This is a genomic window from Xanthomonas sp. NCPPB 2586 (assembly GCF_041475775.2).
Lineage (GTDB): Bacteria > Pseudomonadota > Gammaproteobacteria > Xanthomonadales > Xanthomonadaceae > Xanthomonas > Xanthomonas campestris.
On record NZ_CM192981.1, the window covers coordinates 227,753 to 254,089 of the forward strand.

21 protein-coding genes and 1 pseudogene are annotated in these 26,337 nt (G+C 67.5%); 15 read left to right on the forward strand and 7 right to left on the reverse strand.

Annotated elements, in window-relative coordinates:
- Positions 1-73: 73 nt before the first annotated feature.
- From ACCQ09_RS00955 to ACCQ09_RS00975, 5 genes are all read left to right on the forward strand, one after another.
- Positions 74-502, forward strand: coding sequence for a hotdog fold thioesterase (locus ACCQ09_RS00955; RefSeq protein WP_011035435.1), 429 nt, complete (start codon positions 74-76; stop codon positions 500-502).
- Between the two features lie 116 nt (positions 503-618).
- On the forward strand, positions 619-1,422 hold the full coding sequence (locus ACCQ09_RS00960) for a lysophospholipid acyltransferase family protein (protein WP_011035436.1): 804 nt from the start codon (positions 619-621) through the stop codon (positions 1,420-1,422).
- Between the two features lie 54 nt (positions 1,423-1,476).
- Positions 1,477-2,463, forward strand: coding sequence for a YheT family hydrolase (locus ACCQ09_RS00965; protein ID WP_019237115.1), 987 nt, complete (start codon positions 1,477-1,479; stop codon positions 2,461-2,463).
- A gap of 57 nt (positions 2,464-2,520) precedes the next feature.
- The gene (locus ACCQ09_RS00970; protein WP_040940347.1) at positions 2,521-4,593 is read left to right on the forward strand and encodes a tetratricopeptide repeat protein; all 2,073 of its coding nucleotides are present in this window, start codon (positions 2,521-2,523) and stop codon (positions 4,591-4,593) included.
- A 999-nt stretch (positions 4,594-5,592) separates the two neighbouring features.
- Positions 5,593-6,204 (forward strand): YbhB/YbcL family Raf kinase inhibitor-like protein, encoded by a 612-nt coding sequence (locus tag ACCQ09_RS00975; RefSeq protein WP_011269463.1) that lies wholly within the window; start codon positions 5,593-5,595, stop codon positions 6,202-6,204.
- Positions 6,205-7,126: 922 nt separating this feature from the next.
- On the opposite strand, the pseudogene ACCQ09_RS00980 reads toward ACCQ09_RS00975, so the two are convergent.
- Positions 7,127-7,949: pseudogene (locus ACCQ09_RS00980) on the reverse strand (META domain-containing protein).
- A 90-nt stretch (positions 7,950-8,039) separates the two neighbouring features.
- Positions 8,040-8,831 carry an undecaprenyl-diphosphate phosphatase gene (locus ACCQ09_RS00985; protein WP_011035441.1) on the reverse strand — a complete coding sequence of 264 codons (792 nt, stop codon included), beginning with the start codon at positions 8,829-8,831 and terminating at the stop codon, positions 8,040-8,042.
- Positions 8,832-9,054: 223 nt separating this feature from the next.
- Here ACCQ09_RS00985 and glnA point away from each other — a divergent pair, with 223 nt between their 5' ends.
- From glnA to ACCQ09_RS01020, 7 genes are all read left to right on the forward strand, one after another.
- Positions 9,055-10,464 (forward strand): type I glutamate--ammonia ligase, encoded by a 1,410-nt coding sequence (gene glnA, locus ACCQ09_RS00990; protein WP_011035442.1) that lies wholly within the window; start codon positions 9,055-9,057, stop codon positions 10,462-10,464.
- Between the two features lie 286 nt (positions 10,465-10,750).
- A complete protein-coding gene (locus tag ACCQ09_RS00995; protein WP_002808480.1) occupies positions 10,751-11,089 on the forward strand; it encodes a P-II family nitrogen regulator in 339 nt (112 codons plus the stop codon).
- Positions 11,090-11,111: 22 nt separating this feature from the next.
- On the forward strand, positions 11,112-12,554 hold the full coding sequence (locus ACCQ09_RS01000) for an ammonium transporter (protein ID WP_040940348.1): 1,443 nt from the start codon (positions 11,112-11,114) through the stop codon (positions 12,552-12,554).
- Positions 12,555-12,818: 264 nt separating this feature from the next.
- Complete coding sequence (locus tag ACCQ09_RS01005; protein WP_014509462.1) at positions 12,819-13,874, forward strand: two-component system sensor histidine kinase NtrB; 1,056 nt, start codon at positions 12,819-12,821, stop codon at positions 13,872-13,874.
- Positions 13,867-15,297, forward strand: coding sequence for a nitrogen regulation protein NR(I) (ntrC, locus tag ACCQ09_RS01010; protein WP_011035445.1), 1,431 nt, complete (start codon positions 13,867-13,869; stop codon positions 15,295-15,297). Before ACCQ09_RS01005 ends, ntrC begins: the two co-directional genes overlap by 8 nt.
- A 1,161-nt stretch (positions 15,298-16,458) precedes the next feature.
- Positions 16,459-17,061, forward strand: a complete 603-nt coding sequence (locus ACCQ09_RS01015; RefSeq protein WP_040940349.1) for a superoxide dismutase family protein — start codon at positions 16,459-16,461, stop codon at positions 17,059-17,061.
- Positions 17,062-17,109: 48 nt separating this feature from the next.
- Positions 17,110-17,757 carry a superoxide dismutase family protein gene (locus ACCQ09_RS01020; protein ID WP_019237109.1) on the forward strand — a complete coding sequence of 216 codons (648 nt, stop codon included), beginning with the start codon at positions 17,110-17,112 and terminating at the stop codon, positions 17,755-17,757.
- Between the two features lie 970 nt (positions 17,758-18,727).
- Here the strand turns inward: ACCQ09_RS01020 and ACCQ09_RS01025 are convergent.
- Both ACCQ09_RS01025 and ACCQ09_RS01030 read right to left on the reverse strand, forming a co-directional pair.
- Positions 18,728-19,165 carry a VOC family protein gene (locus ACCQ09_RS01025; RefSeq protein WP_040940350.1) on the reverse strand — a complete coding sequence of 146 codons (438 nt, stop codon included), beginning with the start codon at positions 19,163-19,165 and terminating at the stop codon, positions 18,728-18,730.
- Positions 19,162-20,046, reverse strand: coding sequence for a hypothetical protein (locus tag ACCQ09_RS01030; protein WP_019237130.1), 885 nt, complete (start codon positions 20,044-20,046; stop codon positions 19,162-19,164). Before ACCQ09_RS01030 ends, ACCQ09_RS01025 begins: the two co-directional genes overlap by 4 nt.
- Before the next feature lie 88 nt (positions 20,047-20,134).
- On the opposite strand from ACCQ09_RS01030, the gene ACCQ09_RS01035 reads away from it, so the two are divergent.
- Both ACCQ09_RS01035 and ACCQ09_RS01040 read left to right on the forward strand, forming a co-directional pair.
- The gene (locus ACCQ09_RS01035) at positions 20,135-21,430 is read left to right on the forward strand and encodes an acetyl-CoA C-acetyltransferase (RefSeq protein ID WP_012437008.1); all 1,296 of its coding nucleotides are present in this window, start codon (positions 20,135-20,137) and stop codon (positions 21,428-21,430) included.
- Between the two features lie 123 nt (positions 21,431-21,553).
- Entirely contained in the window at positions 21,554-22,096 is a 543-nt protein-coding gene (locus tag ACCQ09_RS01040) for a hypothetical protein (RefSeq protein ID WP_228428194.1), read from the forward strand.
- Positions 22,097-22,151: 55 nt separating this feature from the next.
- Here ACCQ09_RS01040 and ACCQ09_RS01045 read toward each other — a convergent pair whose 3' ends face one another.
- From ACCQ09_RS01045 to ACCQ09_RS01055, 3 genes are all read right to left on the reverse strand, one after another.
- Positions 22,152-23,417, reverse strand: coding sequence for a heme biosynthesis protein HemY (locus tag ACCQ09_RS01045; RefSeq protein WP_100665778.1), 1,266 nt, complete (start codon positions 23,415-23,417; stop codon positions 22,152-22,154).
- Positions 23,414-24,391 carry a uroporphyrinogen-III C-methyltransferase gene (locus ACCQ09_RS01050; RefSeq protein ID WP_014509455.1) on the reverse strand — a complete coding sequence of 326 codons (978 nt, stop codon included), beginning with the start codon at positions 24,389-24,391 and terminating at the stop codon, positions 23,414-23,416. Before ACCQ09_RS01050 ends, ACCQ09_RS01045 begins: the two co-directional genes overlap by 4 nt.
- 103 nt (positions 24,392-24,494) lie before the next feature.
- A complete protein-coding gene (locus ACCQ09_RS01055; RefSeq protein WP_372386267.1) occupies positions 24,495-25,271 on the reverse strand; it encodes a uroporphyrinogen-III synthase in 777 nt (258 codons plus the stop codon).
- Between the two features lie 208 nt (positions 25,272-25,479).
- On the opposite strand from ACCQ09_RS01055, the gene ACCQ09_RS01060 reads away from it, so the two are divergent.
- Entirely contained in the window at positions 25,480-26,289 is an 810-nt protein-coding gene (locus tag ACCQ09_RS01060; RefSeq protein WP_012437012.1) for a glycosyltransferase family 25 protein, read from the forward strand.
- Positions 26,290-26,337 lie beyond the last annotated feature (48 nt).

Sequence of the window (26,337 nt, forward strand, 5' to 3'; positions counted from 1 at the left end):
ATTCCCGATTCCCGATTCCCGATTCCCGATTCCCGATTCCCGATTCCCGATTCCCCAACTCGATCCCATGCCCATGCGCTTTCGTGAACCCGTCGACCTCGCTGCCCTCAACGCCTCCAGCCGCGACACCTTGATCGCGCAGTTGGGCATCGTGTTCACCGAAGCCGGCGACGACTGGTTGCGCGCCACCATGCCGGTGGATACGCGCACCAAGCAGCCGTATGGCCTGCTGCACGGCGGCGCCTCGGTGGTGCTGGCCGAAACCCTGGGCAGCAGTGCCGGCAACCTGTGCGTGGATATGACCACCCAGATGTGCGTGGGCCTGGAAATCAATGCCAACCACCTGCGTGCGGCCTACCAGGACGTGGTGATCGGCACCGCGCGCCCGGTGCATGTGGGCCGCAGCACCCACGTCTGGGACATCACCATCGACAACCCGGCTGGCAAACGGGTGTGTGTCTCGCGCCTGACCCTGGCGGTGGTGGCGCGCACCAATGGCTGAGCGCGCCCGGCGTGCGCATGGGTGGAACAGCGCCGCCCGCTCCCGGCACTGCGCGGCGGCCGTGCTGCTGTCACAATAGTGGCGCCTTCCTTCCCCGTTCCGGTCCTGTTCCTCGAATGAGCGAGTCATCCCTGCCCGCCACGCGCGATGCCGGCGGCGCGCTGCGTTGGTTCCGTTATCTGTATCGGGTGCCATTGCTGCTCGTGCACCTGACGGTCTGCCTGCCGATCACCATGCTGTGTGTCGTGGCGCCGCCGCTGGCGCGCATCCGCACCGGCCGCGACGACACCCTGGACGAGCGCATGATCCGCTGGTGGCAGGGCACGCTGATGCGCATCTTCGGGTTTCGCCTGCGCCGTTTCGGCACCCCGTTGCCCGGCGCCACCTTGTTCGTGGCCAATCACGTCAGCTGGGTCGACATCTCGATGCTGCACAGCCAGCGGGTGATGGGCTTTGTGGCCAAGCGCGAAATCGCCGGCTGGCCGCTGGTGGGCTGGCTGGCCACCAAGGGGCAAACCATCTTCCATCAGCGCGGCAACACCGAGTCGCTGGGCGGGGTGCTGCAGGAAATGCTGCTGCGCCTGCGCAGCGGCAAGCCGGTGGGTGTGTTCCCGGAAGGGCGCACCCGCGGCGGTACCGAGGTGGGCCCGTTCCATGCACGCATCTTCCAGGCGGCGGTCGAAGCCGGTGTGCCGGTGCAGCCGGTGGCGTTGCGCTACGGCGAGCGCGGCAATGCACAGGCCGTTGTGGCGTTCGGCGAGCGCGAGAGTTTCTTCGCCAATATCGTGCGGCTGCTCGGTGAGCGCTCACGGCTGGCGGAAGTGCATTTTCTCGAGCCGATCGGCGCGCTGGATATCGACGGGCGGCGCCGTCTGGCCGACACCTCGCGCCAGCGCATCCTTGCCGCGATGGAGTCCTGAGGCGGCCATGCGCCTGCCGCTGCCAGCCGTCGCGCCAGCTGCGCCAACGCGCGCATGAACGCCTCCGACTACCAGCCGCCGCGCTGGCTGCGTAATCCGCATGTGCAATCGGTGCTGGGCAGCAGTGCATTGCGCCGCATCCGCAGCCGCCAGTTGCTGGCCGCCGCCGGCGCGCGCACCACCGAGCACATCCTCGATGGCGGCGACGGCGTGCGCTTGCAGGGCTGGATGAGCGTGCCGCCGGGCGATGCGCCGGTGCGTGGCACCGTGTTGCTGCTGCATGGCTGGGAAGGCAGCGCCGAATCCAACTACATGCGGCTCACCGCCGCGCGCCTGCTCGGGCTCGGCTACCAGGTGTTCCGGCTGAACTTCCGCGACCACGGCGGCACCCACCACCTCAACGTGGACCTGTTCCATTCGGATCGGGTGGACGAAGTGGTCAACGCGGCCGCCGATCTGTGGCGGCGCTTTCCATCGCAGCAGCTGCTGGCGGCCGGCTATTCGCTGGGCGGCAATTTCGCGCTGCGGCTGGGCCTGCGCGCGCCGGCGGCGGGCCTGCCGCTGACGCGGGTGGCCGCGGTGTGCCCGCTGCTGGATCCGGCCGCGACCATGCAGGCGCTGGAAGACGGCCCGCAGTTCTACGACTGGTATTTCCGCCGCAAATGGCGTGAATCGCTGCTGCGCAAGCGCAAGCTGTTCCCCGAACAACACGGTTACGACGACGCCACCCTGGCGCTGGACATGCGCGGCCTGATGGCGTGGCTGGCGGTGCAACACACCGGGCACGGCTCGCTGGAAGCGTATTTCGACAGTTATTCCATTGCCGGCGACCGCCTGGCCGGGCTGCAGGTGCCGGCCGACATCCTGATGGCCGAAGACGACCCGGTGATTCCGTTCGCCGATTTCGCCGGTTGGCAATTGCCGGCCCACGCGCACCTGGAAATCGCGCGCTGGGGCGGGCATTGCGGCTTCCTGGAAAATGCCCGCGGCGACGGCTTTGCCGAGCGCTGGGTGGCCGAACGCTTGAGCGGCATCGCCTAGGTCGGCAGCGCAGCGCGCATCGCTACAATAGCGGTTTGTCCTGGACACCCCGCCGCCATGCAAGACGCCATTCTCCAAGCCCTGCGCCGCAATGCAGCCGATGATGCCGTGGCGCTGGCCCGCGAGTGGGTGACCGGTGCACCGGACCTGTCGGCCGCGCACCGCTGGCTGGGGCTGTCGTTGCAGCAGCAGGGGCAGCCGGTGCTGGCGCTGGCCAGCATCGAGGCCGCGTTGGAACTCACCCCGGAAGACGCCGACCTGCACCTGTTGCGCGCCGGGCTGTTGCTGGCCGTGCGCGATGTGCCTGGTGCCGATGCCGCGCTCTCGCGCAGCACCACGCTGGACCCCAACCAGTTCAATGCCTACGTGATGCAGGCGCATCTGGCCGTGGCACGTGGCGACCTGGACGAGGCCGAGCGGCTAAGCCGCACCGCCGCACGCCTGGCACCGGAGCATCCGCAGTTGCTGGCGGTCGATGGCGTGGTGGAGATGCGCCGCGGCCAGAGCGATCGCGCGCTGTCGCTGCTGACCCGTGCGGCCGAGCAGCTGCCCGACGATGCACGGGTGATGTTCGCGCTGGGTTTTGCGTATCTGCAAAAAGAACACTTTGCCTTTGCCGAGCGCGCGTTCGAGCGGGTGGTCGAATTGAATCCGCCGGGCACCGCATTGCGTGCCTTCATCGCCCAGCTGGCACAGCGCCAGGGCCGGCTGGACGATGCGCTGAGTGCAATGCAGGGCGTACTGGCCCAGCCCGGTGGCGACATCCCGGCGATGCGCCGGCTGGCCGGTGAGATGGAATTGCAGGCCGGCCGTCCGGACCAGGCGGTGGCGCACCTGCGCCTGGCGCTGGCCCATTGGCCGGCCGATCGCCGCACCCTGCACGCGCTGCTGAGTGCCTGGGAGCGGCTGGGCGCGGTGGACGATGCCCGCGACACCCTGGACGCGGCGCTGGCCACCTCCAGCAATGCGCACGACCTGTGGCTGGCCCGCCTGGCGGTGGAGCCGGTGGGTGGGCCGCAGGCGCAGGCGGTGATCGAGCGCTGGCTGCTGGGCATGCCCGAGCACCTGCCGGCGCTGGAGGCACTGATGCGCGTGCACGACATGCAAGGCCATGCCGACGAGGCAGAAATGGTGGCGCGGCAGATCGTGGCGGTGGAGCCGGGCCGCATCAGCGGCGAGCAGCGCATTGTCGAAGCCCTGCTGCAGCGCGACCCGCCGGCGGCGATCGCCTGTGTCGAATCCTTGATCGAATCGTTGCCCGCCCCGCAGCAGACCGTGCTGCGGCCGTGGCTGGGCAATGTGCAGGACCGCGCCGGCCAGCCCGACGCCGCGCTGGCCACCTGGATGCAGTTCCACCGCGAACAGGCCCAGCACCGCCTGCCGTTGCCGCCGCAGGCCGCCAAGCCGTCGATGCAGTGGCCACCGGTGGGCAGCATTCCGGACACGGTGAGCGCGCGCCCGCTGTTTGTCTGGGGGCCGCCCGGCTCGCATGTCGAACGCTTGATCGCGGTCATGGACGCCGCCACCCCGCTGGTGCGTGGCGACCGCTACGGCAACACGCCACCGTCCGATGCGCTGCAGAGCTACCGCACCGTCGAGCAGCTGGGCAATGGCGAACTGGCGCCGCTGGCGCTGGTGGAAGGCTGGAAGGCGCAGCTGCCGCGCCGTGGCATCGACGACGGCAACGTCATCGACTGGCTGCTGTGGTGGGACAACACCTTGCTGACCGCGCTGCGCCCGCACCTGCCCGAGGGCCGCCTGGCAATCGCGCTGCGCGACCCGCGCGACATGTTGCTGGACTGGCTCTCGGCCGGCGCGCCCGCGCCGCTGGCGCTGCAGTCGCCACAGCAGGCTACCGACTGGCTGCTGACCATGCTGGAACAGGTGGCGGTGCTGCACGAACGCGACCTGTACCCGCATCGCATCATTCGCCTGGACGGCATCGAAAGCGACCCGCAGGGCATTTCGACCGCGCTGGAACAGGCGTTCGGCCTGACCTTCCCGCTGATCGAACCACGCGGCCCGGCCCGGCTGGCCGCCGGCCGCTGGCGCGATTACCGCGGCGTGCTGGGCGCGCAATTCGATCTGCTCACCCTGATCGCGGTGCGCTTCGGGTACCCGCAGGACTGAGCGCGGCGCCGGGCCGGGCCTAGACTGGCTCCGCTTGCCGCTTGCCGCTTGCCGCTTGCCTGCCCGCCCGCCCGCCCGCCCGCCCGCCGTCCTGCCGCCGCTCCGCGATGGATGCGGCCGGTGCTTGGGAGAGTGGTGCATGACACGGCACGCCAAGCACGCACCCCCGCTTTCGTAGGAGCGGCCTTGGCCGCGATGGGGCGTTACCGATAAAGCCCCGCGCGGCCAAGGCCGCTCCTACGAGTTGCGTCGCTTGCAATCTCTCACTGCGGCGATCGGTCATGCGTCCACGTCAAGCGGCCTAGCATCTTCGACGTGCCGCCATTGATGCGTTGGAAGTGAGACGCGTCGGTAGCTGGCTTCGCACAGTGCTCATGGTGAGCGCTGTGCAGCTGCTTCCGGCCTGACCTGACAGCCACACACGACCAGTCCCGCAAGCACTACCGCTTTCGTAGGAGCGGCCTTGGCCGCGATGGGGCGTTACCGATAAAGCCCCGCGCGGCCAAGGCCGCTCCTACGAGTTGCGTCGCTTGCGATCTCTCGCCGTGGCGATTGGACATAGGTCCACATCACACGGCGTGGCGTCGTTGGACGTGTCGCCATTGATGCTCGCTGGAAGCGAGACGCGTCGGGAGCCCGCTTCGCACAATGCTCATGGAGAGCGCTGTGCAGCTGCTTCCGGCATGACTGACAGCCACACACGACCAGTCCCGCAAGCACTACCGCTTTCGTAGGAGCGGCCTTGGCCGCGATGCAGCGTTACCGATCAAGCCCCTCGCGGCCAAGGCCGCTCCTACGCGCGAGCTGCGTTCCGGGAAATGCATGAAGATCGTCTCGCTCGCTTCCGAAGTGCTGTGACCGGATCACACGCGCACTGAGCCAAACAGGCCCTGGCCGTCACACCCCACCCGGCTGCGCCACAGAAGGTTCCACCGCGATGGCTTTCGCTGCCGCGCCGAGCCAGGCACCCTGGTGACCCCGATTCCACGGAGACCCTGTATGCGTCTGACCAGCCACAGCATCGACAACGGCAAGCCGATCCCCACCGAGTTTGCCGCCGGCACGCCGGAGGGCTTTGCGCCCAACCGCAACCCGCATCTGGCCTGGAGCGAGGTGCCCGAAGGCACGCGCGGCTTCGCGCTGCTGTGCCTGGACCCGGATGTGCCCTCCGTGCCGGAAACGGTGGGCCGCGACGATGTACAGATCCCGGTGGATCAGCCACGCACCGATTTCGTGCATTGGGCCATGGCCGATATCCCCGCAAGCGTGCGTGAGATTGCGGCCGGCAGCTGCAGCGATGGCTTTGTGGCCAAGGGCAAGCAGCAGCCGGCGGGCCCGGCCGGCGCGCGCCAGGGCCTGAACTCCTACACCCAGTGGTTTGCCGGCAATCCCGACATGGCCGGCAACTACCTGGGCTACGACGGCCCGTATCCGCCGTTCAACGATCTGCGCATGCACCGCTATTTCTTCCGTGTGTTCGCGCTGGACGTGGCGCAACTCGAACTGCCGACGCTGTTCACCGCCGCCGATGTACTGGCAGCGATGCAGGGCCACGTACTGGCCGAGGCGGCGTTGCACGGCACCTACACGCTGAATCCTGCACTGCGCTAAGCCCGGAGGCAGCGCTCTGAATCACGTGCAGCAACTTCTGCTCGGCGGCCGCAAGCGGTGGTCAGCATCGCTCCTGCGCCGAGACGCGCGTCACTCGGGCGGCCCGTCGCCTTACGTAGGAGCGCGCTTGCGCGCGAGGGCATTCCCAGCAATGGTGCCGCGCTGCAATCGCGCTGCAATCGCGCTGCAACAGCCATCGTGCTGGTTGGCTCCAGCAGCATCGGCGGGCAGTAGCCGATGCTGCTGCAAATGGCCATTACGTCAGCGGTGCGTGGCCCTGGATGACGTAGCAATTCGCTTGGCGGATCCCTGAGCCACGGCGCGTGATTGTGGCAAAGCATCCTGGAAAAGCCTGCCACGCGAAGCACCGCGCAGCTCACCACCCATATCGCAATCTTAGTCAGCAATATCGCGAATGCCCTCTCGCGCAAGCGCGCTCCCACCGAATCCTGCGCTGCGCTGAGCCTCGGAACAGCACTCTCAACTACGTGCAGCAACTTCTGCTTGACCGCCGGAAGCGGCGGTCAGCGTCGCTCCGGCGCCGAGACGCAAGTCGCTTGGACGACTCTAGCTCTCTCGTAGGAGCGCGCTTGCGCGCGAGGGCATTCCCAGCAATGGTGCCGCGCTGCAATCGCGCTGCAATCGCGCTGCAACAGCCATCGTGCTGGTTGGCTCCAGCAGCATCGGCGGGCCAGTAGCCGATGCTGCGAATGGCCGTTAATTCAGCGGTCCGTGGCCCTGAATGATGTAGCAATTCGCTTGGTGGATCCCTCAGCCGCAGCGCGTGATCTCGGCAGCGCATCCATGGGAACGCCTACACGCGAATCTGCCGCGCAGCTCACCGACCACATCGCGCGCATAGGCAGCAACCCCGTGAACGCCCCTCGCGCGCAAGCGCGCTCCTACGTCTTTGCCACACGGCTTAGCCGCGCGCTTCCACCAGCTGCTCCAGCACATACACCGGCGCATCGCGTTCGCCGCTGGCCGGAGAGCGCGTCACGCGCAGCAAGGTGCGAATGCCGGGTTCGTGGGTGAAGCCCTCGATTGGCTGATCGAGCGGTTGCCAGCCATCGGCGCTGTCCTGCAGCACCGCCTGCGTCGCCTGTAAGTACTCGCGCACCTGCAGGCACTGGCGGGTGGGCGCCGTGGTGCAGGGCGCGGTGTCGCCGGCTACCTCCAGCCACATGGTTTGCCCGGGCCCACCGAAGCGGGCGTCGGCGGTGGGCTGGCCGGCGAACTCCAGGCGTGTGCCGTCGGTGCGGGTCAGGCGCAGGGTCGGCAGGGGGGGCTGCGTTGTCCAGCGCCACGGCAAAGCGTCCCGAGAGCAAGTCGCTTGCGGCGCGTTCCTGTGCCATCCGCCGCGATTGCGCGCACAGCCGTTTGCTCGACACCACCCGGCCGATCTGCAGGTGCGCGGCTTCCACGGTGTACGCCGCGCCGAGCGCATTGCAGGTCTGGCTGACCTGCAGGCGTTGTGCGGTGAAGTCCAGCTGCAGCGGTGGCATGCCATCGACGAACAGGCTGCGCAGGGCAGTGCCATGCGCATCGTGGGCGCGTTGCAGCTGCCAGTGATGGATCTGTAGGGCGGCGCGCAGCGGTGCGTCCTGGGAAGAGCGTTCGGGCATCGCGGTTGCGGCAGGAGTCGCTGACGCTGGCCCACCCGCCGGCGCGGCAGGTGGCACATCGCGCCCGCAGGCAGTTGCACCGATGGCCAGCAGGGCTGGCGCTAGCAACACGGCACGCATCGATGGCTCCCGGGCGGCGGACCCGCTCAGTGATACCGCCAGCGGGCTGCCGGGGCAATGACGGCCGTCACTGCCCCGGCATCGGCCGGCTCAGGCGGCCGGCAACCACAGCAGCAGCGCGGCGCCGAGCAGGATGCGGTACACCGCAAATACCGTGAAGCGGTGCTTCTTGATGTAGCCCAGCAGCCACTTCACCACTACGAAACCGGTGAGGGTGGCCGCAATGAACGCCACCGACACATCGGTCCAGTTCTCGCTGCCAAAGCCGCCTTCCTTGTACATCTCCAGCAGCGCGTAACCGCTGGCAGCAAACATGGTGGGAATGCCGACCATGAACACAAAATCCGCCGCCGCCGAGCGCTTGCTCAGGCCCAGCAGCATGGCCAGGAAAATCGCCGAGGCCGAGCGCGAGGTGCCCGGAAACACGCCGGCCACCACCTGGGCCAGGCCAACTGCGATCGCCACCTTCCAGGTGACCACGTCGCGCTCGGGCAGCTTGCCGGCAAAGTGTTCGGCCACCAGCATCCACACGCCGCCGATCAGCAGCGCCCAGGCCACCGGCTGGATGGTTTCCGGCAATTGCCAGCCGGCTTTGCGCACGATCAGGCCGACCACCGCCGTGACCAGGAAGGCCACGCCGATCTTGAGCACGTAGTCGCGATTGGCGCGCTCGCCCAGGCCGGTGGCCAGGGTCCACAGCTTTTGCCGCAGCGCCAGGCAGATCGCCAGGATCGCGCCGGCCTGGATGACGATATTGAAGAAATCCGAGCGGCGTCCGAGCCATTGTTCGGCGATCAGTAGGTGGCCGGTGCTGGAGATCGGCAGAAATTCGGTGAGGCCTTCGAGAATGCCCAGCAACAGGGCGGAAATGAGGTCGGACATCGGGCGGGAGAGGAGTGCGGGGGGAGGTGAAAGGATAGTGCATTGCGGCATGCACCATTTTGGTGCACGATGGATTCGCTTAGCACCAAGGTGGTGTTGAGCTTGGTTGGGCGATCTCGAACGAGGTCAGCAAAATCAACAACTTGTGAAGCGGCGCAGCTTGGCATGGTCCCTGCTGTAGTACCGCCCACGAGCCACTTAACTCCTGCCGAGGTTTCTTCCGATGTCCGTGGAAAATGTTGAAAAGCTGATCAAGGACAACAAGGTCGAGTTTGTCGACCTGCGCTTCGTCGATATGCGTGGCGTGCAGCAGCACATCACCTTTCCGGCCAGCATCATCGAGCCGGCGTTGTTCGAAGAAGGCAAGATGTTCGACGGCAGCTCCATCGCGGGTTGGAAGGGCATCAACGAGTCGGACATGGTCCTGCTCCCGGACGCGGGCACCGCTTACCTGGATCCGTTCTTCGCCGATCCGACCATCGTGCTGACCTGCGACATCCTCGACCCGGCCACCATGCAGAGCTACGAGCGCGATCCGCGCGGCATTGCAAAGCGTGCCGAGGCCTATCTGAAGTCGTCCGGCACCGCCGATCAGGCGTTCTTTGGCCCGGAGCCGGAATTCTTCATCTTCGATTCGGTGCGCTTCGCCAATGACATGGGCCACACCTTCTTCCAGGTGGGTTCCGAAGAGGCGGCCTGGAACACCGGCGCCAAGTACGACGGCGGCAACAGCGGTTACCGTCCCGGCGTGAAGGGTGGCTACTTCCCGGTGCCGCCGACCGACACCCTGCACGACCTGCGTGCGGAAATGATCAAGACCCTGGAGCAGGTCGGCATCGAGACCGAGGTGCACCACCACGAGGTGGCGACCGCCGGCCAGTGCGAGATCGGCACCAAGTTCAGCTCGCTGGTGCAAAAAGCCGACGAACTGCTGACGATGAAGTACATCATCAAGAACGTGGCCTACCGCAACGGCAAGACCGCCACCTTCATGCCGAAGCCGATCGTCGGCGACAACGGCTCTGGCATGCACGTGCACCAGTCGCTGACCAAGGGTGGCGTGAACCTGTTCTCCGGCGACGGCTACGGCGGCCTGTCGCAGATGGCGCTGTGGTACATCGGCGGCATCTTCAAGCACGCCCGCGCCATCAACGCCTTCGCCAACTCCGGCACCAACAGCTACAAGCGTCTGGTCCCCGGCTACGAAGCGCCGGTGATGCTGGCCTATTCGGCGCGTAACCGCTCGGCCTCGTGCCGCATTCCGTGGGTGACCAACCCGAAGGCGCGCCGCATCGAAATGCGCTTCCCCGATCCGTTGCAGTCCGGCTACCTGACCTTCACCGCACTGATGATGGCCGGCCTGGACGGTATCAAGAACCAGATCGACCCGGGCGCACCGAGCGACAAGGATCTGTACGACCTGCCGCCGGAAGAAGAGAAGCTGATCCCGCAGGTGTGTTCCAGCCTGGATCAGGCCCTGGAGGCGCTGGACAAGGATCGCGAGTTCCTCAAGGCCGGTGGCGTGATGAGCGACGACTTCATCGACGGCTACATCGCATTGAAGATGCAGGAAGTCACCAAGTTCCGCGCCGCAACGCATCCGCTGGAGTACCAGCTGTACTACGGCAACTGAGTTCCACCGCGGTGATGGCGGAGGCCCCCCTCCCACCTCCGCCATCGCCGCACATGTTCGAGGGTCCATGGCAGGTGCCGTGGGCCGCTAGGGGACGAGAGAGTACACAGCACGCGGTGCGCGGGCCTGACCTCTCCCACGAGGCGGATGCATCGCATCCGCTGGGGTCTGCGCCACCGTGTGACGATTCATCAGGAATCGGGGATGCCGGGGTTGGCATGCAGGTGAATGACACCGCCGGTCGGCGCAATGCCGGCCGGTTCTTTCCACCATTCGGGGTATGCGCATGAAATTGATCACCGCCATCATCCGGCCGTTCAAGCTCGACGAGGTCCGCGAGGCCCTGTCCGCAGCTGGCGTGTCGGGTATCACCGTTACCGAGGTCAAGGGCTTCGGCCGGCAGAAGGGCCATACCGAGTTGTACCGCGGCGCCGAGTACGTCGTGGATTTCCTGCCCAAGATCAAGATCGAGACGGTGGTGACCGACGACCGGTTGGACGCCGTGGTCGAGGCCATCCAGAACGCCGCCGGCACCGGCAAGATCGGCGACGGCAAAATCTTCGTGACCGCGATCGAGCAAGTCGTGCGTATCCGCACCGGCGAGATCGGCGCCGATGCGCTCTGACCCCACCCACCCCGGAGTCCCTATGAAGACAGGTCTTGTTGCCGGGTGGAAAGCCCGGTTCTACAGCGTCTGCATGTTGATGCTGTTCAGTGTGCTGGTGGTTGGCGGCTTGGGCAACGCGCAGGCTCAGTCCGGCGCGCAGGTCACCCCATTGCCGACCGAGCCGGTCACCACCGAACCGCTCCCCACCGCACAGCCGGCCGCCGCGCCGGTTGCGGCGGCCGAGGCGGCGCCGGTCGTGGAGAAGGGCGATGTCGCCTGGATGCTGACCTCCACGTTGCTGGTGCTGCTGATGGTGGTGCCGGGCCTGGCGCTGTTCTACGGCGGCATGGTGCGCGCCAAGAACGTGTTGTCGGTGCTGATCCAGGTGGCGGTGGTGTTCTCGCTGCTGGTGGTGCTGTGGGTGTTCTACGGCTACAGCCTGGCGTTCTCCGGCGAAGGCGCGTGGATCGGCAATCTGGACAAGGCCTTGCTCAAGGGTGTGACCATCGAGACCTTGTCGGCCACCTTCACCAAGGGCGTCAGCCTGCCGGAATACGTGTTCGTGGCGTTCCAGGCCACCTTCGCCGGCATCACCGGTGCGCTGATCGTCGGTGCCTTTGCCGAACGCGCCAAGTTCGCGGCGGTGCTGTTGTTCTCGGTGATCTGGTTCACCTTCGGGTACCTGCCGCTGGCGCACATGGTCTGGGCCACGGGCGGCTATCTGTTCGGCTTGGGCGCGCTGGATTTCGCCGGCGGCACGGTGGTGCACATCAACGCCGGTATCGCCGGTCTGGTGGGCGCCTACTTCGTCGGCAAGCGTGCCGGGTTGGGGCGTGAGGCGATCAAGCCGCACAACGTGACCCTGACCTTCGTCGGTGCGTCGCTGCTGTGGGTGGGCTGGTTCGGCTTCAACGCCGGTTCCAACCTGGAAGCCAATGCCGGTGCGGCGCTGGCCTTCCTCAACACCTTGCTGGCCACCGCAGCCGCGGTCCTGGGCTGGTCGCTCACCGAGAAGATCATCAAGGGCAAGTCCTCCGCCCTGGGCGTGGCCTCGGGCATGGTCGCCGGCCTGGTCGGCATCACGCCGGCCTGCGGCACGGTGGGCCCGTTCGGCGCGATCATCATTGGCCTGGCGGCCGGCGTGCTGTGCGTGTGGGGCGTCACTGGCCTCAAGCGCCTGCTTGGTGCCGACGACAGCCTGGACGTGTTCGGCGTGCATGGCCTGGGCGGCATCATCGGCGCGATCCTCACCGGCGTGTTCTCGGCGGCCTCGCTGGGCGGCCAGAAGGGCGGCGACTACGACATGCTGCATCAGGTCGGCATCCAGGCGCTGGGCGTGGGCATCACGGTGGGCTGGATCGGCGTGGTGTCGGTGGTGGGCTTTGTGGTCGCCAAGCTGGTGTTCGGCCTGCGCGTCACCGAAGAAGCCGAGCGTGAGGGGTTGGACATCACCTCGCACGGCGAAGCTGCCTACGAGTCCTGAGCATGACTGCCCGCGGCCAGCATGCCGCGGGCTGCACGACGACCCGGCCGGAAGTGCCCGCGCCGGGTCTGCTGCCCCCGGCCCGGCACCAAGCGCCGGGCCACGTTGCCGAGGTGCCTGCATGACCCGCCCCACGCCCCTCAGTCCCGAGTGGTTGCGCGCTGGCCCGCTGCACGTCCTCGCCCCAGTTCCCTCATCTCCGGGTATTGCCCCGTCGGCAGCTGTGCTGCGCCGGTCGGGCGGTGCTTGCACTAAATTGGTGCAATGCTGATGTCGTCATCCACGCCTTCCCTCGACAGCCTTGGTACGCCGGTGGCCTGGGCCGACCGCGACGGGCGCGTGCTGGGAGTCAATCCCGCGTTTGCGCGCTGGCTCGGCGTGAGTGCGCGCCGGTTGGTGGACCAACCGCTGGCCGCGTTGGAAGTGCAGGGCGACGCGCTGGCGCGCTTTCTGCTCAACGACGAGCGCGACATCCTGCGGCTGCACCGGCTGGCCCTGGGCCTGCCCAATGACGCGCCGCGCTTTGCCGAAGGCTGGCTGTCGCGGCTGGACGACGGCGGCTGGCTGCTGGAAACCCATCCGGTCGACGAATTCCCCGCACTGGACCCCACCCACGCGTTGCCCAACGCATTGAGCGCGGCGCTGAAGGGCCTGGCCCACGAGCTGCGCAACCCGCTGGCCGGGCTCAAGGGCGCCGCCCAGTTGCTGGCGCGCCGCGCTGCCGGGCGCGACGAGGACGAACGCGAGCTGATCGAGTTGATCGGCACCGAAATCGAACGCCTCAACACCCTGCTCGAACGCCTGCTTTCACCCTCACCCTTACGCCCGCACGAGCGTCTCAACATCCATGTGGTGCTCGAACGCGTGCTGCGGCTGGCCGAGGCCGAAGGCGGTTGGTCGGTGCAGGTACAGCGCGATTACGACCCCAGCATCCCCGACATCCTCGGCGACGTGGACCGGCTCACCCAGGCGGTGTGGAACCTGGTGCGCAACGCCTTCCAGGCCGGCGCCACCCGGGTGACCTTGCGCACCCGCGTCGAGCATGGCCAGCGCATCCGCGACCGCGTGCATGCGATGTCGCTGCGGCTGGAAATCATCGACGACGGCGGCGGCGTGCCCGAAGAACTGGCCGAGCACCTGTTCCTGCCGCTGGTCAGCGGGCGTGCCGAAGGCAGCGGGCTGGGCCTGGCGCTGGCGCAGCAGGTCTCGCGCGAACACCACGGCACGCTGACCTACCGCTCGCGGCCGGGCCACACCGTTTTCACCCTGCTGCTGCCCGAGCTGGCCGGCGATCACGACAAGGAGCATCTGCATGGCTGAGGCCGCCGCCGTATCCCACCGCATCTGGGTGGTCGACGACGACCGTTCGGTCCGCTTCGTGTTGTCCACCGCCTTGCGCGATGCCGGCTACGCGGTGGACGGCTTCGACAGCGCCGCTGCGGCGCTGCAGGCGCTGGCAATGCGGCCCACGCCGGACCTGCTGTTCACCGACGTGCGCATGCCCGGCGAAGATGGCCTGACCCTGCTCGACAAGCTCAAGTCCAAGCACCCGCAGCTGCCGGTCATCGTGATGTCGGCCTACACCGATGTCGCCAGCACCGCCGGTGCCTTCCGTGGCGGCGCGCACGAATTCCTGTCCAAGCCGTTCGACCTGGACGATGCGGTAGCGCTGGCCGCGCGTGCACTGCCCGACGCCGATGCGGCTGTTGAAGACACGCTCGGCACGCCCGTGGCCGAAGGCTCGGCCGCGCTGATCGGCGACACCCCGGCAATGCAGGCCTTGTTCCGTGCGATCGGCCGGCTGGCGCAGGCGCCGTTGTCGGTGCTGATCAATGGCGAGACCGGCACCGGCAAGGAGCTGGTGGCGCGCGCGCTGCACAACGAATCGCCGCGTTCGCGCAAACCGTTCGTTGCGCTCAACACTGCCGCCATTCCGGCCGAGCTGCTGGAAAGCGAGTTGTTCGGCCACGAAACCGGCGCCTTCACCGGCGCCACCAAGCGGCATATTGGCCGCTTCGAACAGGCCGACGGCGGCACGCTGTTTCTGGATGAAATCGGCGACATGCCGCTGCCGCTGCAAACCCGATTGCTGCGCGTGCTGGCCGAGAACGAATTCTTCCGCGTCGGTGGGCGCGAGCTGATCCGCGTGGATGTACGCGTGATCGCCGCCACCCACCAGGACCTGGAAGCCCTGGTCGAACAGGGCCGCTTCCGCGCCGACCTGCTGCACCGCCTGGACGTGGTGCGGCTGCAGCTGCCACCGCTGCGCGAACGCCGCGGCGACATCGCACAGCTGGCGGAAAACTTCCTGGCCATGGCCGGGCGCAAGCTCGACATGCTGCCCAAGCGCTTGTCGTCTGCTGCGTTGGAGGCGCTACGTCAGTACGACTGGCCCGGCAACGTGCGCGAACTGGAAAACGTGTGCTGGCGCCTGGCCGCCTTGGCCACCGCAGACACCATCGATGTGGTGGATGTCGATGCCGCACTCGCGCGCGGCGGGCGCCGCGTGCGCGCCGGACGCAGCGATGGGCAATGGGACGAGATGCTTTCCAGCTGGGCGGCGCAGCGCCTGAGCGAAGGTGCGCAGGGCCTGCACGCCGAAGCCCGCGAACGCCTGGACAAAACCCTGCTCGAAGCCGCACTGCAACTCACCCAGGGCCGCCGCGCCGAAGCCGCCGCCCGCCTGGGCCTGGGCCGCAACACCGTGACCCGCAAGCTGGGGCCGGGGCGCAAGCGGCGCTGAGGTACGTCGCGCGCCGCGTGGGTGTGCGGCGTGGCGCTGTTGCTGTGATGCCCGCAAGTCCTCGTGTCCTGGCGTACGTGTCTCCGCACGTCCACCCGCCAGCAGGGCGTGCGGATTGCGCGGTTGGAGCGGGAGGTTCTCGTCGCTCACGCGAGCCTGCTGTGCGCCATTGAGTGTCCTGCTCACCAACGGCGCGCGCACAACAACGCCACGGCCAAGCAGGCCAGGTGCTGCATCAACCTGCGCAGAGGGGACGTATGTCAGCCCCGCGTGCTGCAGCGACTTGCGGCGTGCGCCAACAGGCGCTAGACGCGCGACGCATGCAGTCGTATCGGACTAGTGCGCGTGCGGCATTCGCGTTGAATGCGCCGTGGGAAGTCCCGCCCGCTGATCGTACGCGCGCGCGACATCGGCGGCGGCAACCACGTAAGCATCATGTCACTTCCGCGCGTTGCAGCTGTTTGCGGCGCGCCTCAGCAGTCGCTAGACGCGCTACGCCTATAGTCGTATCTGGCTAATGCGAGTCAGACGCTCGCGTTGATTGCGCCGTGAAAAGTCCAACTCACTGATCGTGCGGGCGCTGGACACGGCGGCGACAGGCAGTCGGTGCGCCCTGGAATTGCTCACCTGCAGATAGTGGTTTTGTCAGTCGATCACGCTGTAGCTGCGCTGCTCAGAACGCTGGAAATCGCAGCCTGCGCACAACCCACGCACGCCGCTGCCTGTAACGCCGTGCTGCACCGGTTTCTTGCATGACGCGCGCACGTCAGCACCTGATCGGCGAGGTGCGCGATGCGCTTGAGGCCTATCCCGCCGACCCATTGGCCGCCGAGACGCTGGCGAAGCGGCCTTCTATGCCAACGCCTTGCAGCGCTTCGATGCGCTGGCGCAGGCACGCGATGTGGCACTGCCGCCGGGTGTGTCGATTGCGTGGTCACGGCGCTTCGGTTGCACCGATCCCTTCTGCCTGCAGAACCGATGCCGCGCGCATGCCGCATCACGGGCTGCACGTCGCGCATTAGTCAACAGCACCGGCGCCCTCGTCATCGGTGACTCCAACCGCGTCCGTCACCCGTACACTGCCGGCCTGCCGCACGGCGCATTTCATGACACGTGAACATGCGTCCGCATAGGTTTCAGCCTGATCAGGAGAACAGCTCGATGCGTTACCGGTCGTCCACCGTCGTTGCCCTTACCGCTTTGGCACTGGCTGCCTGCAGCAGCACGCCACCTGCGCCCCCGACGCCGCCGCCGGTGCCTGCGCGGGTAGTCCCCGTGCGCGCGGTGCAGCAGGCCGAAGCGCCGCTGGCATCGGCCTCGGGCAGCCTGGTGAGTGGCCGGGTGGTGTTGGTGCCCGCGCTGCGCGGCATTCGCCTCACCGGCACCGTCGGTGGTCTGCGGCCCGGTGCGGTCGCCGGCTTCCATGTGCATGAGCGCGGCGATTGCAGCGCGGCCGATGCCAGCAGCGCCGGTGGGCATTTCAATCCCACCGGCGCAGCGCACGGCCGTGCCGGCAACGGTACCCACCATCTGGGCGACATGGACAATCTGCGCGCCGACGCAGAAGGCGTGGCGCATCTGGACATGATCCTGAGCGATATCACCCTGGGCGACGCCGCGCCCAGCGACGTGCTCGGCAAGGCGCTGATCGTGCATGCCAACGCCGACGATTACCGCAGCCAGCCCAGCGGCAATGCCGGTGCGCGGCTGGCCTGTGGCGTCATCCGTGCCACCAAGTGGCAGACACCGCCTTCGCAGCCCTGAGCCGTGGGCACCCATGCCGCCCCCGCGGCGTCTTTTGAGGAGTGATTCATGCGTATTCTTCCCACCACCCTGTTCCTGGCCACCGCGCTGGTCCTGACGGCCTGCAAACGCGACGAGCCCGCCCCGGCCGAACCAGCGCCCGCCCCGCAGGCCGGCACCCCGGCCGAAGCCGCCCACGGCGGCGAGCATGCCGCCTCGATGGTCACCGAAGCAGCGGCCACCACCACCGCTACCGCCGAGCTCAAGCCGACGAAGGGCAATGAGGTCAAGGGCACAGTCACCTTCAAGACCGTGGACGGCGCGCTGCGGGTCACCGGCCAACTGAGCGGGCTCAAGCCCAACAGCGAGCACGGCTTCCACATCCACGAGAAGGGCGACTGCAGTGCGCCGGACGGCAGCAGCGCCGGCGGCCACTTCAACCCCGCCCAGACCGACCACGGCATGGTCGGCGCCGACCCGCATCACGGTGGCGACATGCCCAACATCAAGGCCGATGCGCAGGGCAATGCCAGCATCGACGGCCCGGTGGCGAGCAACGTCAACCTGGGCAAGGCCGACCAGTCCGACATCGCCGGCCACGCCGTGATCGTCCACGCCGACCCGGACGACTACAAGACCCAGCCCACCGGCAACGCCGGCGGCCGCCTGGCTTGCGGCGTGATCACCACCGACAACGCGCCCGCACCGACCAAGTAATGGTCAATGGTCACGCCGCGGTGGATGCCACGGCGTGACCACACAGCGATGCCCACAGAGCACGTAGCACCGTAGAAGCGCGCTTGCGCGCGATGAATCTTTACCGGGAACGCGCCCTCACCGATAACGCCACATCGCGCGCAAGCGCGCTCCTACCGGTGTCTTGGCGGCTCACGAGCCGACGGCGGCGATGCACTCAGCGACCTGCGCATCACCAGGGCGACCGCTTGCTATCGCACACCGTGGGTACAACGCGATGCTTACAGAACACGCAGCTCCGTAGGAGCGCGCTTGCGCGCGATGAAGCTTTACCGGGAACGCGCCCTCACCGATAACGCTTCATCGCGCGCAAGCGCGCTCCTACCGGTGTCTTGGCGGCTCACGAGCCGACGGCGGCGATCACTCAGCAACCTACGCATCAACAGGGCGACCGCTTGCTATCGCACACCATGGGTGTAACGCGATGCCTGCAGAACACGTAGCACCGTAGGAGCGCGCTAGCGCGCGATGAAGCTTCACCGAAGGCGCAGCCTCCCGGTAACGCCCCGTCGCGCGCAAGCGCGCTCCTACCAGTGTCTTGGCGGCTCACGAGCCGACGGCGGCTATCACTCAGAAACCTGCGCATCAACAGGGCGACCGCTTGCTATCGCACACCGTGGGTGCAACGCGATGCTTACAGAACACGTAGCACCGTAGGAGCGCGCTAGCGCGCGATGAAGCTTTACCGGGAACGCGCCCTCACCGATAACGCCACATCGCGCGCAAGCGCGCTCCTACGCGTGCAATGTTGACTCGCGCGCTTAGGACCGAGATGTATTCAAGCGCCTGGCGCGACGAGACTGCCGCCTGCTCACCAAGCCAGTTGAATCGGTCTGATGACGCGCGTTCTTGATCCCATGCGCAGCACACAGCACACAGCACACAGCACACAGCACGCCGCGATAGGCGCACCGCACCAATTAAAAACGCCTCAATAATTAGGCCAAAGCCCCGGCGTCGCCAATTCGACCAGATGGTCGTCGGGATCGCGGAAATACACGCTGTGGCCACCGTCTGGCCACTGCGTGCGGCCTTCAATGGCGACATCGCACGCGTGCAAATGCGCTTCCCAGGCCGCCAGCGACTCGGTGGCGATCGCCAACGCGTAATGGGTGTGCCCGTGTCCGTCGTGCGGTGGAATGGTGCCGCCAGGCAAACGGACGGTGTTGGTCGTGCTGCCTTGCAGGAACAGCAGCAACACCTGCGCAGGCGCAATTGCATAGGCGGCCATGCGTGCATCGCGGTGCATCGGCTGCAAGCCCAGCACCTGCGCGTAGAACGCACAGGCGCGGTCGAGATCAGCCACATACACGCCGGTCTCCAGCATCCCGCGCAGGGCGGGTGCGGTGGAGGCCGGCGCCGAGGTCATGCGGCCAGCGCCTGCCGCGGATCCTGGCCGGGCTCCACATGCACGTACAGCACCGGCAAGCCATGGGCTTCCAGCACGGCAGCCATCTGCCGCTGACGGGCGAGGTACTGCTCATAAACGCCGCGCAGGCGTTCGCAATTTTCGCGCTCGTGTGCGTAGTGGTCGCACCAGCCAGCCGGGTCGAACAGGGCAATGCGCACTTCGCCGCCGACATAGCGCAGCACCGGCTCGGGCGCCTGATCCAGCCACTCTTCAGTTTGCGGGGCGAGCAGCGCCGCTTCGATCAGCGGCCACAGCGGCGCCAGGCCCTGGTTGTCGTACTGCATCGACATCATCGCCGCCAGGTCGTGCCCGGTGAGATAACGGGCGTGCTCGATGCGCGCACCGAAGCTTTCCTGCGCCAGCAACGCGGTATCGGCCTGGGCCATGCCCTGCGCGAGCAGCACTTCTTCCATGGCATCGGCCACGGTCGCCAGCGTCTGCGGGTCACCGGAGAACAGGAACGGCAGCACCCGCAGGCCGCCGCCGGTGAGCTGCGCATCGGCCTGGAACGGCAGCGGGATCTCGCCGTGCGCATCGGCACCGAATGCCAGCACGCGCGGGCCTTCATCGCGACCCGGGGCGCGTGCATGCAGTTCTTCCAGGCGGCGGTGCAGCGGCCAGCCCGGCCGCAGCACTTCGGCGGGATCGAAATGCGCCATCGCCACGCTGAGCTCCAGCGCGCGCACTTCAGGGATCCACTGGGCCAGGTCGCGGCCGATGCGCTCGGCCAGCATGCCGGCCTGCGCAGGCGCCAGCGCCCCACGCGTGGGGGCGGTCCCGCCCGTCAGTTCCAGCGCCAGGACACCCATGGCGGTCATGCCGTGTTCGGTCGTACTCATGATTCGCGGTTGGCCCATCACAGGGTCGAAGCTACACTGCGGCCATTATGCCTGCCGGCCCTGTGCAGGCCATGTCCCCGAGTCCCCCATGCAAGGTCAGCCCATGCCCGCAGCCCGTCCCGTCGCCATCCTGGGCGGCGTTCGTATCCCGTTCTGTCGCCAGAACACCGCATACGCGGACGTGGGCAACCTGGGCATGTCGGTGCGCACGCTGGGCGCGCTGGTCGAACGCTTCGGGCTGCATGGCCAGCAACTGGGCGAGGTGGCGATGGGGGCGGTGATCAAGCATTCCTCCGACTGGAACCTGGCCCGCGAAGCCGCGCTGTCGTCGGGCCTGTCGCCGCTGACGCCGGGCATCACCCTGCAGCGCGCCTGTGGCACCAGCCTGGATTCGGTGATCACCATCGCCAACAAGATCGCGCTGGGGCAGATCGACTCGGGCATCGGCGGCGGCTCGGACACCACCTCCGAGGTGCCGATCGTCTACGGCAAGAAGCTGCGGGCGCGCCTGCTGGCCGCCAACCGCGCGAAGGCGACCGGCGACAAGCTCAAGGCGCTGCTACGCGGTTTCAAGCTGGGCGAGCTCAAGCCAGAGTTCCCCGGCGTGGCCGAGCCGCGCACCGGCAAGAGCATGGGCGAACACTGCGAAGACATGGCCAAGGAATGGAACATCTCGCGTGATTCGCAGGACGAATGGGCAGTGGCTTCGCACCACAAGTTGGCGGCCGCGTATGAGCGCGGGTTTTTCGATGCGCTGATTGCCCCGTTCCGTGGCGTGTCGCGCGACAACATCCTGCGCGCGGACACCTCGCTGGAAAAGCTGGCCACGTTGCGCCCGGCGTTCGACAAGACCTCCGGCCGCGGCACGCTCACTGCCGCCAATTCCACCCCGCTCACCGATGGCGCCGCCGCGGTGCTGTTGTCCAGCGAAGCCTGGGCGCTGGCCCATGGCCACACGCCGATGGCCTACCTGCGCGATGCACAGGTCTCGGCGGTGGATTTCGTGCATGGCGAGGGCCTGCTGATGGCGCCCACGGTTGCGGTGCCGCAGATGCTGGCCCGGCACGGGCTGACCTTGCAGGACTTCGACATCTACGAGATCCACGAAGCCTTCGCCGCGCAGGTGCTGTGCACGCTGCGCGCCTGGGAGAGCGAGGATTACTGCCGCAATCGCCTGGGGCTGGACGCGCCGCTGGGCCGCATCGACCCGGACAAGATCAACCCGCTGGGCTCCTCGCTGGCCACCGGCCACCCGTTCGCCGCGACCGGCGCACGCGTCGTGGCTACCGCAGCCAAGCAGCTGGAAGAACGCGGCGGCGGACGTGCCCTGATTTCGATCTGCACCGCCGGCGGCATGGGCGTGGTGGCGATCGTGGAACGCTGACGCTGCTGTGCAGCGTGGGAGTGGGCATTCGGGATTGGGGATTTCGCAAAAGCAGACGCGGACTCCTGATTTTACGAATCCCCAATGCCCAATCTCCAATCCCAAACCTGCAAGGACGCATGGATGTCGACGGACGAGTTCCGCGAGCCACCCAGCCTGTACCTGCCGCGGGCGAACGGCGATGTGTGGCGCGAGGGCGACGTGCTGGTGTGTACGGCGGGCGCCAATCTGCCGCCACGATGCGTCAAGTGCAACGCGCCGGCCGACATGCCGCCGCGCCGCTACATCTTTCATTGGCACCATCCGGTGATCTATGCGACGCTGCTGCTGGGCGTGCTGCCGTACGTGATCCTGGCCATCGCGCTACGCAAGCGCAGCGCGCACGTGCTCACCCTGTGCGCGCAACACGAGCGCCGCCGCGTGCGTTATGTCGCGGTGGCGATGGCATCGGTGTTGGCATTGCTGGTGTGCGGGCTCTCGATCGATAGCCAGTTCCGGTGGCTGATCGGTGCCGGCGTGATGGCGGTGATGCTGTTGATCGGCCGCCTGGGGTCGCGCGTGTTGTCGCCGACGCAGGTCGACCACGTGCAGGCACGGTATCTGGGTGCCTGCGATGCATTCCTGAGCGATCTGCCGCCACTGCCGCAGGCAAAGCGCCAGCGTTGATGCAACGTGGCGCAGCTGTGGCGTGCGCCGCTGCAAGGCCGAACAATTGCATCGATTACACGAGGCGATCGTCCGGCGTGATCGGGCCGGATGGCGGCGTGTCATGGGCCACCACGATCGGGCCGCGGATGGATTGCTGCGGCATGATCTCCAGCACCGGTTCGCCGCGCGCGGCGCGCAGTGCGTTGGCGTAGCAGTGCTGCGCGGAGAGCAGGTCACCTGCCGCTGCAAACCCGTGGCCCAGTTCTTCCCAGGCATCGGCGCCGGCGCCATTGGCCAGTGCGCGGTGCAGGAATTCTTCGGCCTGCGACCATTGTTGCTGATGGCGCGACAGGCGGGCCAGGGTGAGCAGCAGCCCGGGGCTGTCTGGATGCTGGGTCAGCCAGCGCTGGGCACTGGCACGCCGCGAATCGTATTTTTCCAGCGGCAACACGCCGTACAGGCGCACCAGCGATTCGTCCCACTGCGTATCCAGCGCCTGTTCCAGGCTGTGCACCGCAGCATCGTCCCAGTGCAGCACGGCTGCGCGTTGGGCATAGGCGCCAACGACGGCCGGGTAGGTGCGCAGCGCTTTCGGCAAGGCTTCCCAGCGTTCGGCCAGGGCGTTGGCATCGCCGGCCTGCAGCAAGGTCTGCTCGGCCAATGTGGCCTCCAGTGCACTGTAGGCCTCCGGCGCCAACACCGCCTGCTGACGCAGGGCGCCGAGTTGGCCATAGGCCTCGTCGGCGCGTCCGATCTGCGCCAGTGCATGCGTGCGTAACAGCAGGCCGCGGGCCGGCAGCGGCTGGGCGGCGGCGCTGTCGAGCGCATTGATCGCATCCACCGGGCGCTGCTGCGCCAGATGCCGCTCGCCCTGCAGCAGTGCGTGTGCGGTGGGGTCGCGCTCGGCCAACTGCTGCGCCAGCGCCGTGGCCGAGGCCACGTCACCGCGCGCATCGGCCACGCGCACGGCGCTGGCCAAGGCAATGCCGCTGACTTCTTCGTCCTCGCTGGCGTTGACCAGCAGGCGCTCGGCACGCTGCCACTGGCCGTGATCGGCAGCGCGCAGGCCTTCGATCAGGCGCGCACGGCCCTTCTTGCGGCGGTACTTGCCCCACACCCGGAACGGCAGGCTGATCAGCGTCCACAACAGCCACAGCACCAGCAGCGCGATGACCAGGATCAACACCGCCTGCGGCATGGCGGCGCGGTAATCGTTGCCGCCCACGCTGACCACCACATTGCCCAGGTCGTAGCTGTTCTGGTGCGACAGCCATTGCGCGCCCAGCACACCCAGCGCCACGGCAACCAGCAGGATCAAGACGGTACGCAGCACTTTCATTGTGTGGATCTCCCTTCACGCATGGCCTGCAGTTGCAGCAGGGTGGTGCCCAGTTCCGGCAGGCGCGGACGCAGTGGCGCTTGTTGCAGTTCGCGCAGGCGCGTGCGTGCCTGGCGGCGTTGTGGCGAGTCTGGCCACAGCCGCGTGGTCCAGGTGTCCACACGCCGTAAGGCCTGCGCGAACCCCTGTGCATCACCGCGCTCGGCGGCTGCACGTGCCACGCTGACTTCGATCTGCAGCGCATCGCGCGCGGCCGTGCGCTCGCCACGGGTGATCAACGCATCGCCACGGCTCGGGCGGATTTCCACCAGGGGCGAGAGGGCCTTCTGCCACCAGGGCAGTGCGGCCTCGCTGTCCTGCGCGCTCTGCTCGGGCAGGCGCTGCAGGTCCGTTGCCAGGCGATCCAGCCCTTCACCAACCTGCGCCTGCGGGCCGGGACCCAGGCGATCGAGGGCGTCGCGCTCCTGCACCAGCGCCTGACGCAGATTGAGATAGCCCGGGTCGTCGATGCCGTTGAGCGCGCCATTGGCCAGGGCGTAGGCGCGTCGTGCGCCATCGGCATCGCCGGCGATGCTCAGCCGCTGCTGGCCAAGCCGCAGCAGCAATTCCACCTCGTCCAGCCGCAGCGCCTGGGCGCCATGCCGGTTGGGATCGGCCAGCTTCTGCACGGTGTCTTCGAGCAATGCGCTGCGCTGGCTCAGCCCAAGCATTTCATCGCGCAGCACGCGGTTGGTGGCGGCGGCATCCTGCAGGCGTTCGTTGGCCAGGCGCTGGTCGCGGCGCAGGGTGTCGAGCAGTTGCTGGGTCCCGTCCCAGCGTTGCTGCTGCGCCTGGGCGGCCTGGATCTGGGTGTCCTGGTAGCTCTGCCATGCGCGCCACCCGAGAAACAGCGCCGCGCCCACGGCCACGATCGCCACGACGAGCAGCAGCCAGGCCAGGGGGAAACGTCGCGCAGGAGCGGGCATGTCGGTCATTCGGGCATCCTCGGGCGGTCACGACAGGCGCAGGCGCCGCAGTCATCCGCCACAGCATGGCGTGTGGCCACAGACACCTGCAAGCTGTGCTTGAGTCCGCAGTTCAGCAAGGTGGCGGCGGCGTCATGATCGCAGCGGCGGCTGCCGCCAATTGCGCAGGCAGTGGGCCTTCGGCGCGATGGACCTGCACGAAGCCTGCAGCGCGCGCGGCCTCCAGCATGCGGTCGCTGGAGGCGACCACCGGGCGGGTCTTCAATGCAGTGGCCAATGACGGCGGCAACTGCTGCACGATCAACGTCAGCGCTTCACTGCTGCTCAAGGCCATCACGCTGCGTGGCATCTCAGTCTCCAGCGCGTGCAGCGTCGACGCACGCAGCCGGAGCGCAACACGCTGATACACATCTGCGCGCAGGATCCGCGCACCGCGCTGCTCCAGCGCCGGTGCCAGCATGCCGCGGCCGCCGGGCGCGGTGACCAGGCCCACGGCGTGCAGCGGGGGATTGAACGCCGGCAGTGCCAGCAGGCCTTCGCTGTCCATGCGCGCCGGGCGCACCACCGCGTCGATCCCGCAGGCCTGCAGCGCCCGCGCCGTGCCTTCGCCCACGCTTGCCCACTGGGCCGGTCCAGGCCGCTGCAAGGGCAGCAGCCGGTGCGCCGCGTGCACGGCGGCCGGGCTGGTGAACACGACAATCGGCGCGCCCAGTGCCTGCCGCAGCGCATCGCGTGCCTGCAGCGTGTCGTTGATCTGCAGGCGCCAGGGCGACACCGCCAGCAACTGGCCGCCATGCCGGGCCACCGCACGCCGCAGCGGCGCGTGCTCGCCGCTGGGGCGCAGCGACAGCAGGGTCCAGGACGTGGCAGTTGTGCGCGTGTGGGTCATCTCGGGATTATGCGAGAGCAGCACGTAGACCGGGTCGGGTCGGCTGCTGTCGATGTCGTCCTTTGCGTATGGAACCAGCGGGCCTTCCGCCGATGCAGTGCGAGTCCGCCGCGCACTCCCAAGTAAGACATTAGTCTCATTTCGTAACTACTTGCAAATACTGTGAATCACGACACGCTTTGGGGCACCAAAAACCCGGAACGGTGCCGTGATCAAGTCCTACCTCATCAACATGCAGCGGTGCGACGACCGATTGCGCGCCATGTCGGCCCGCTTCCAGGCGTTGGGTGTGCCCTTCGAACGCATTGCGGCGGTCGATGGACGCACCCTCACACCCGAGCAAATTGCCGACTTCGCGCGCCAGCGGCCGCTGGAAGGTTCCGGCGATGCCTTCAGCACCGGCCCGCGTACGTGGACCGCGTCCAATATCGGCTGTTTCCTGAGCCATCAGGCAGCGTGGCGCATTGCGGCCAACTCCGACGACGCCTACACCGCGGTGTTCGAAGACGACATGCATCTGTCCGACGCGTTGCCGGCTTTATTGCGCACGACCGATTGGTTGCCTGGCGGCAGCAGCATCGTGCGGCTGGAACCCTCCTACAACCGCATCAAGCTCGAAGGCAAGGTCACCGCCGTGGCGGGCCGCCAGTTGCGGCGGGTGCGTCCGTCGACGTACCAGCATTGCTGGCCGGTCTGCGCCGGCGCGCTGATCATCAGCCGCGATGCGGCACGGCTGCTGCTGGCTGCAGAAGCGCGCTGGCACACGATGGCCGACATCTTTATGTTTGGCTGGAACGAGTCACCGGTGGCGCAGCAATTGTCGACTTACCAGCTTTCGCCGGCGGCCTGCATCCAGGACAAGTTCTTCCACACGGCGCCCGAACAGATCGTGTTCACCAGCACCATCGATGCACCGCTGACACAGGCACAGAAGCAGCGCAGCGCGCAATGGAAGGCCAAGGCGACCGCATTGCTCCGTGTAGCGCAAGGCTATCGGAAGGTCACCTTCGTACCCTGAGTGCGGTACTGCATGAGAGCAGTTTTACCATGCGGTACCGCATGTCAT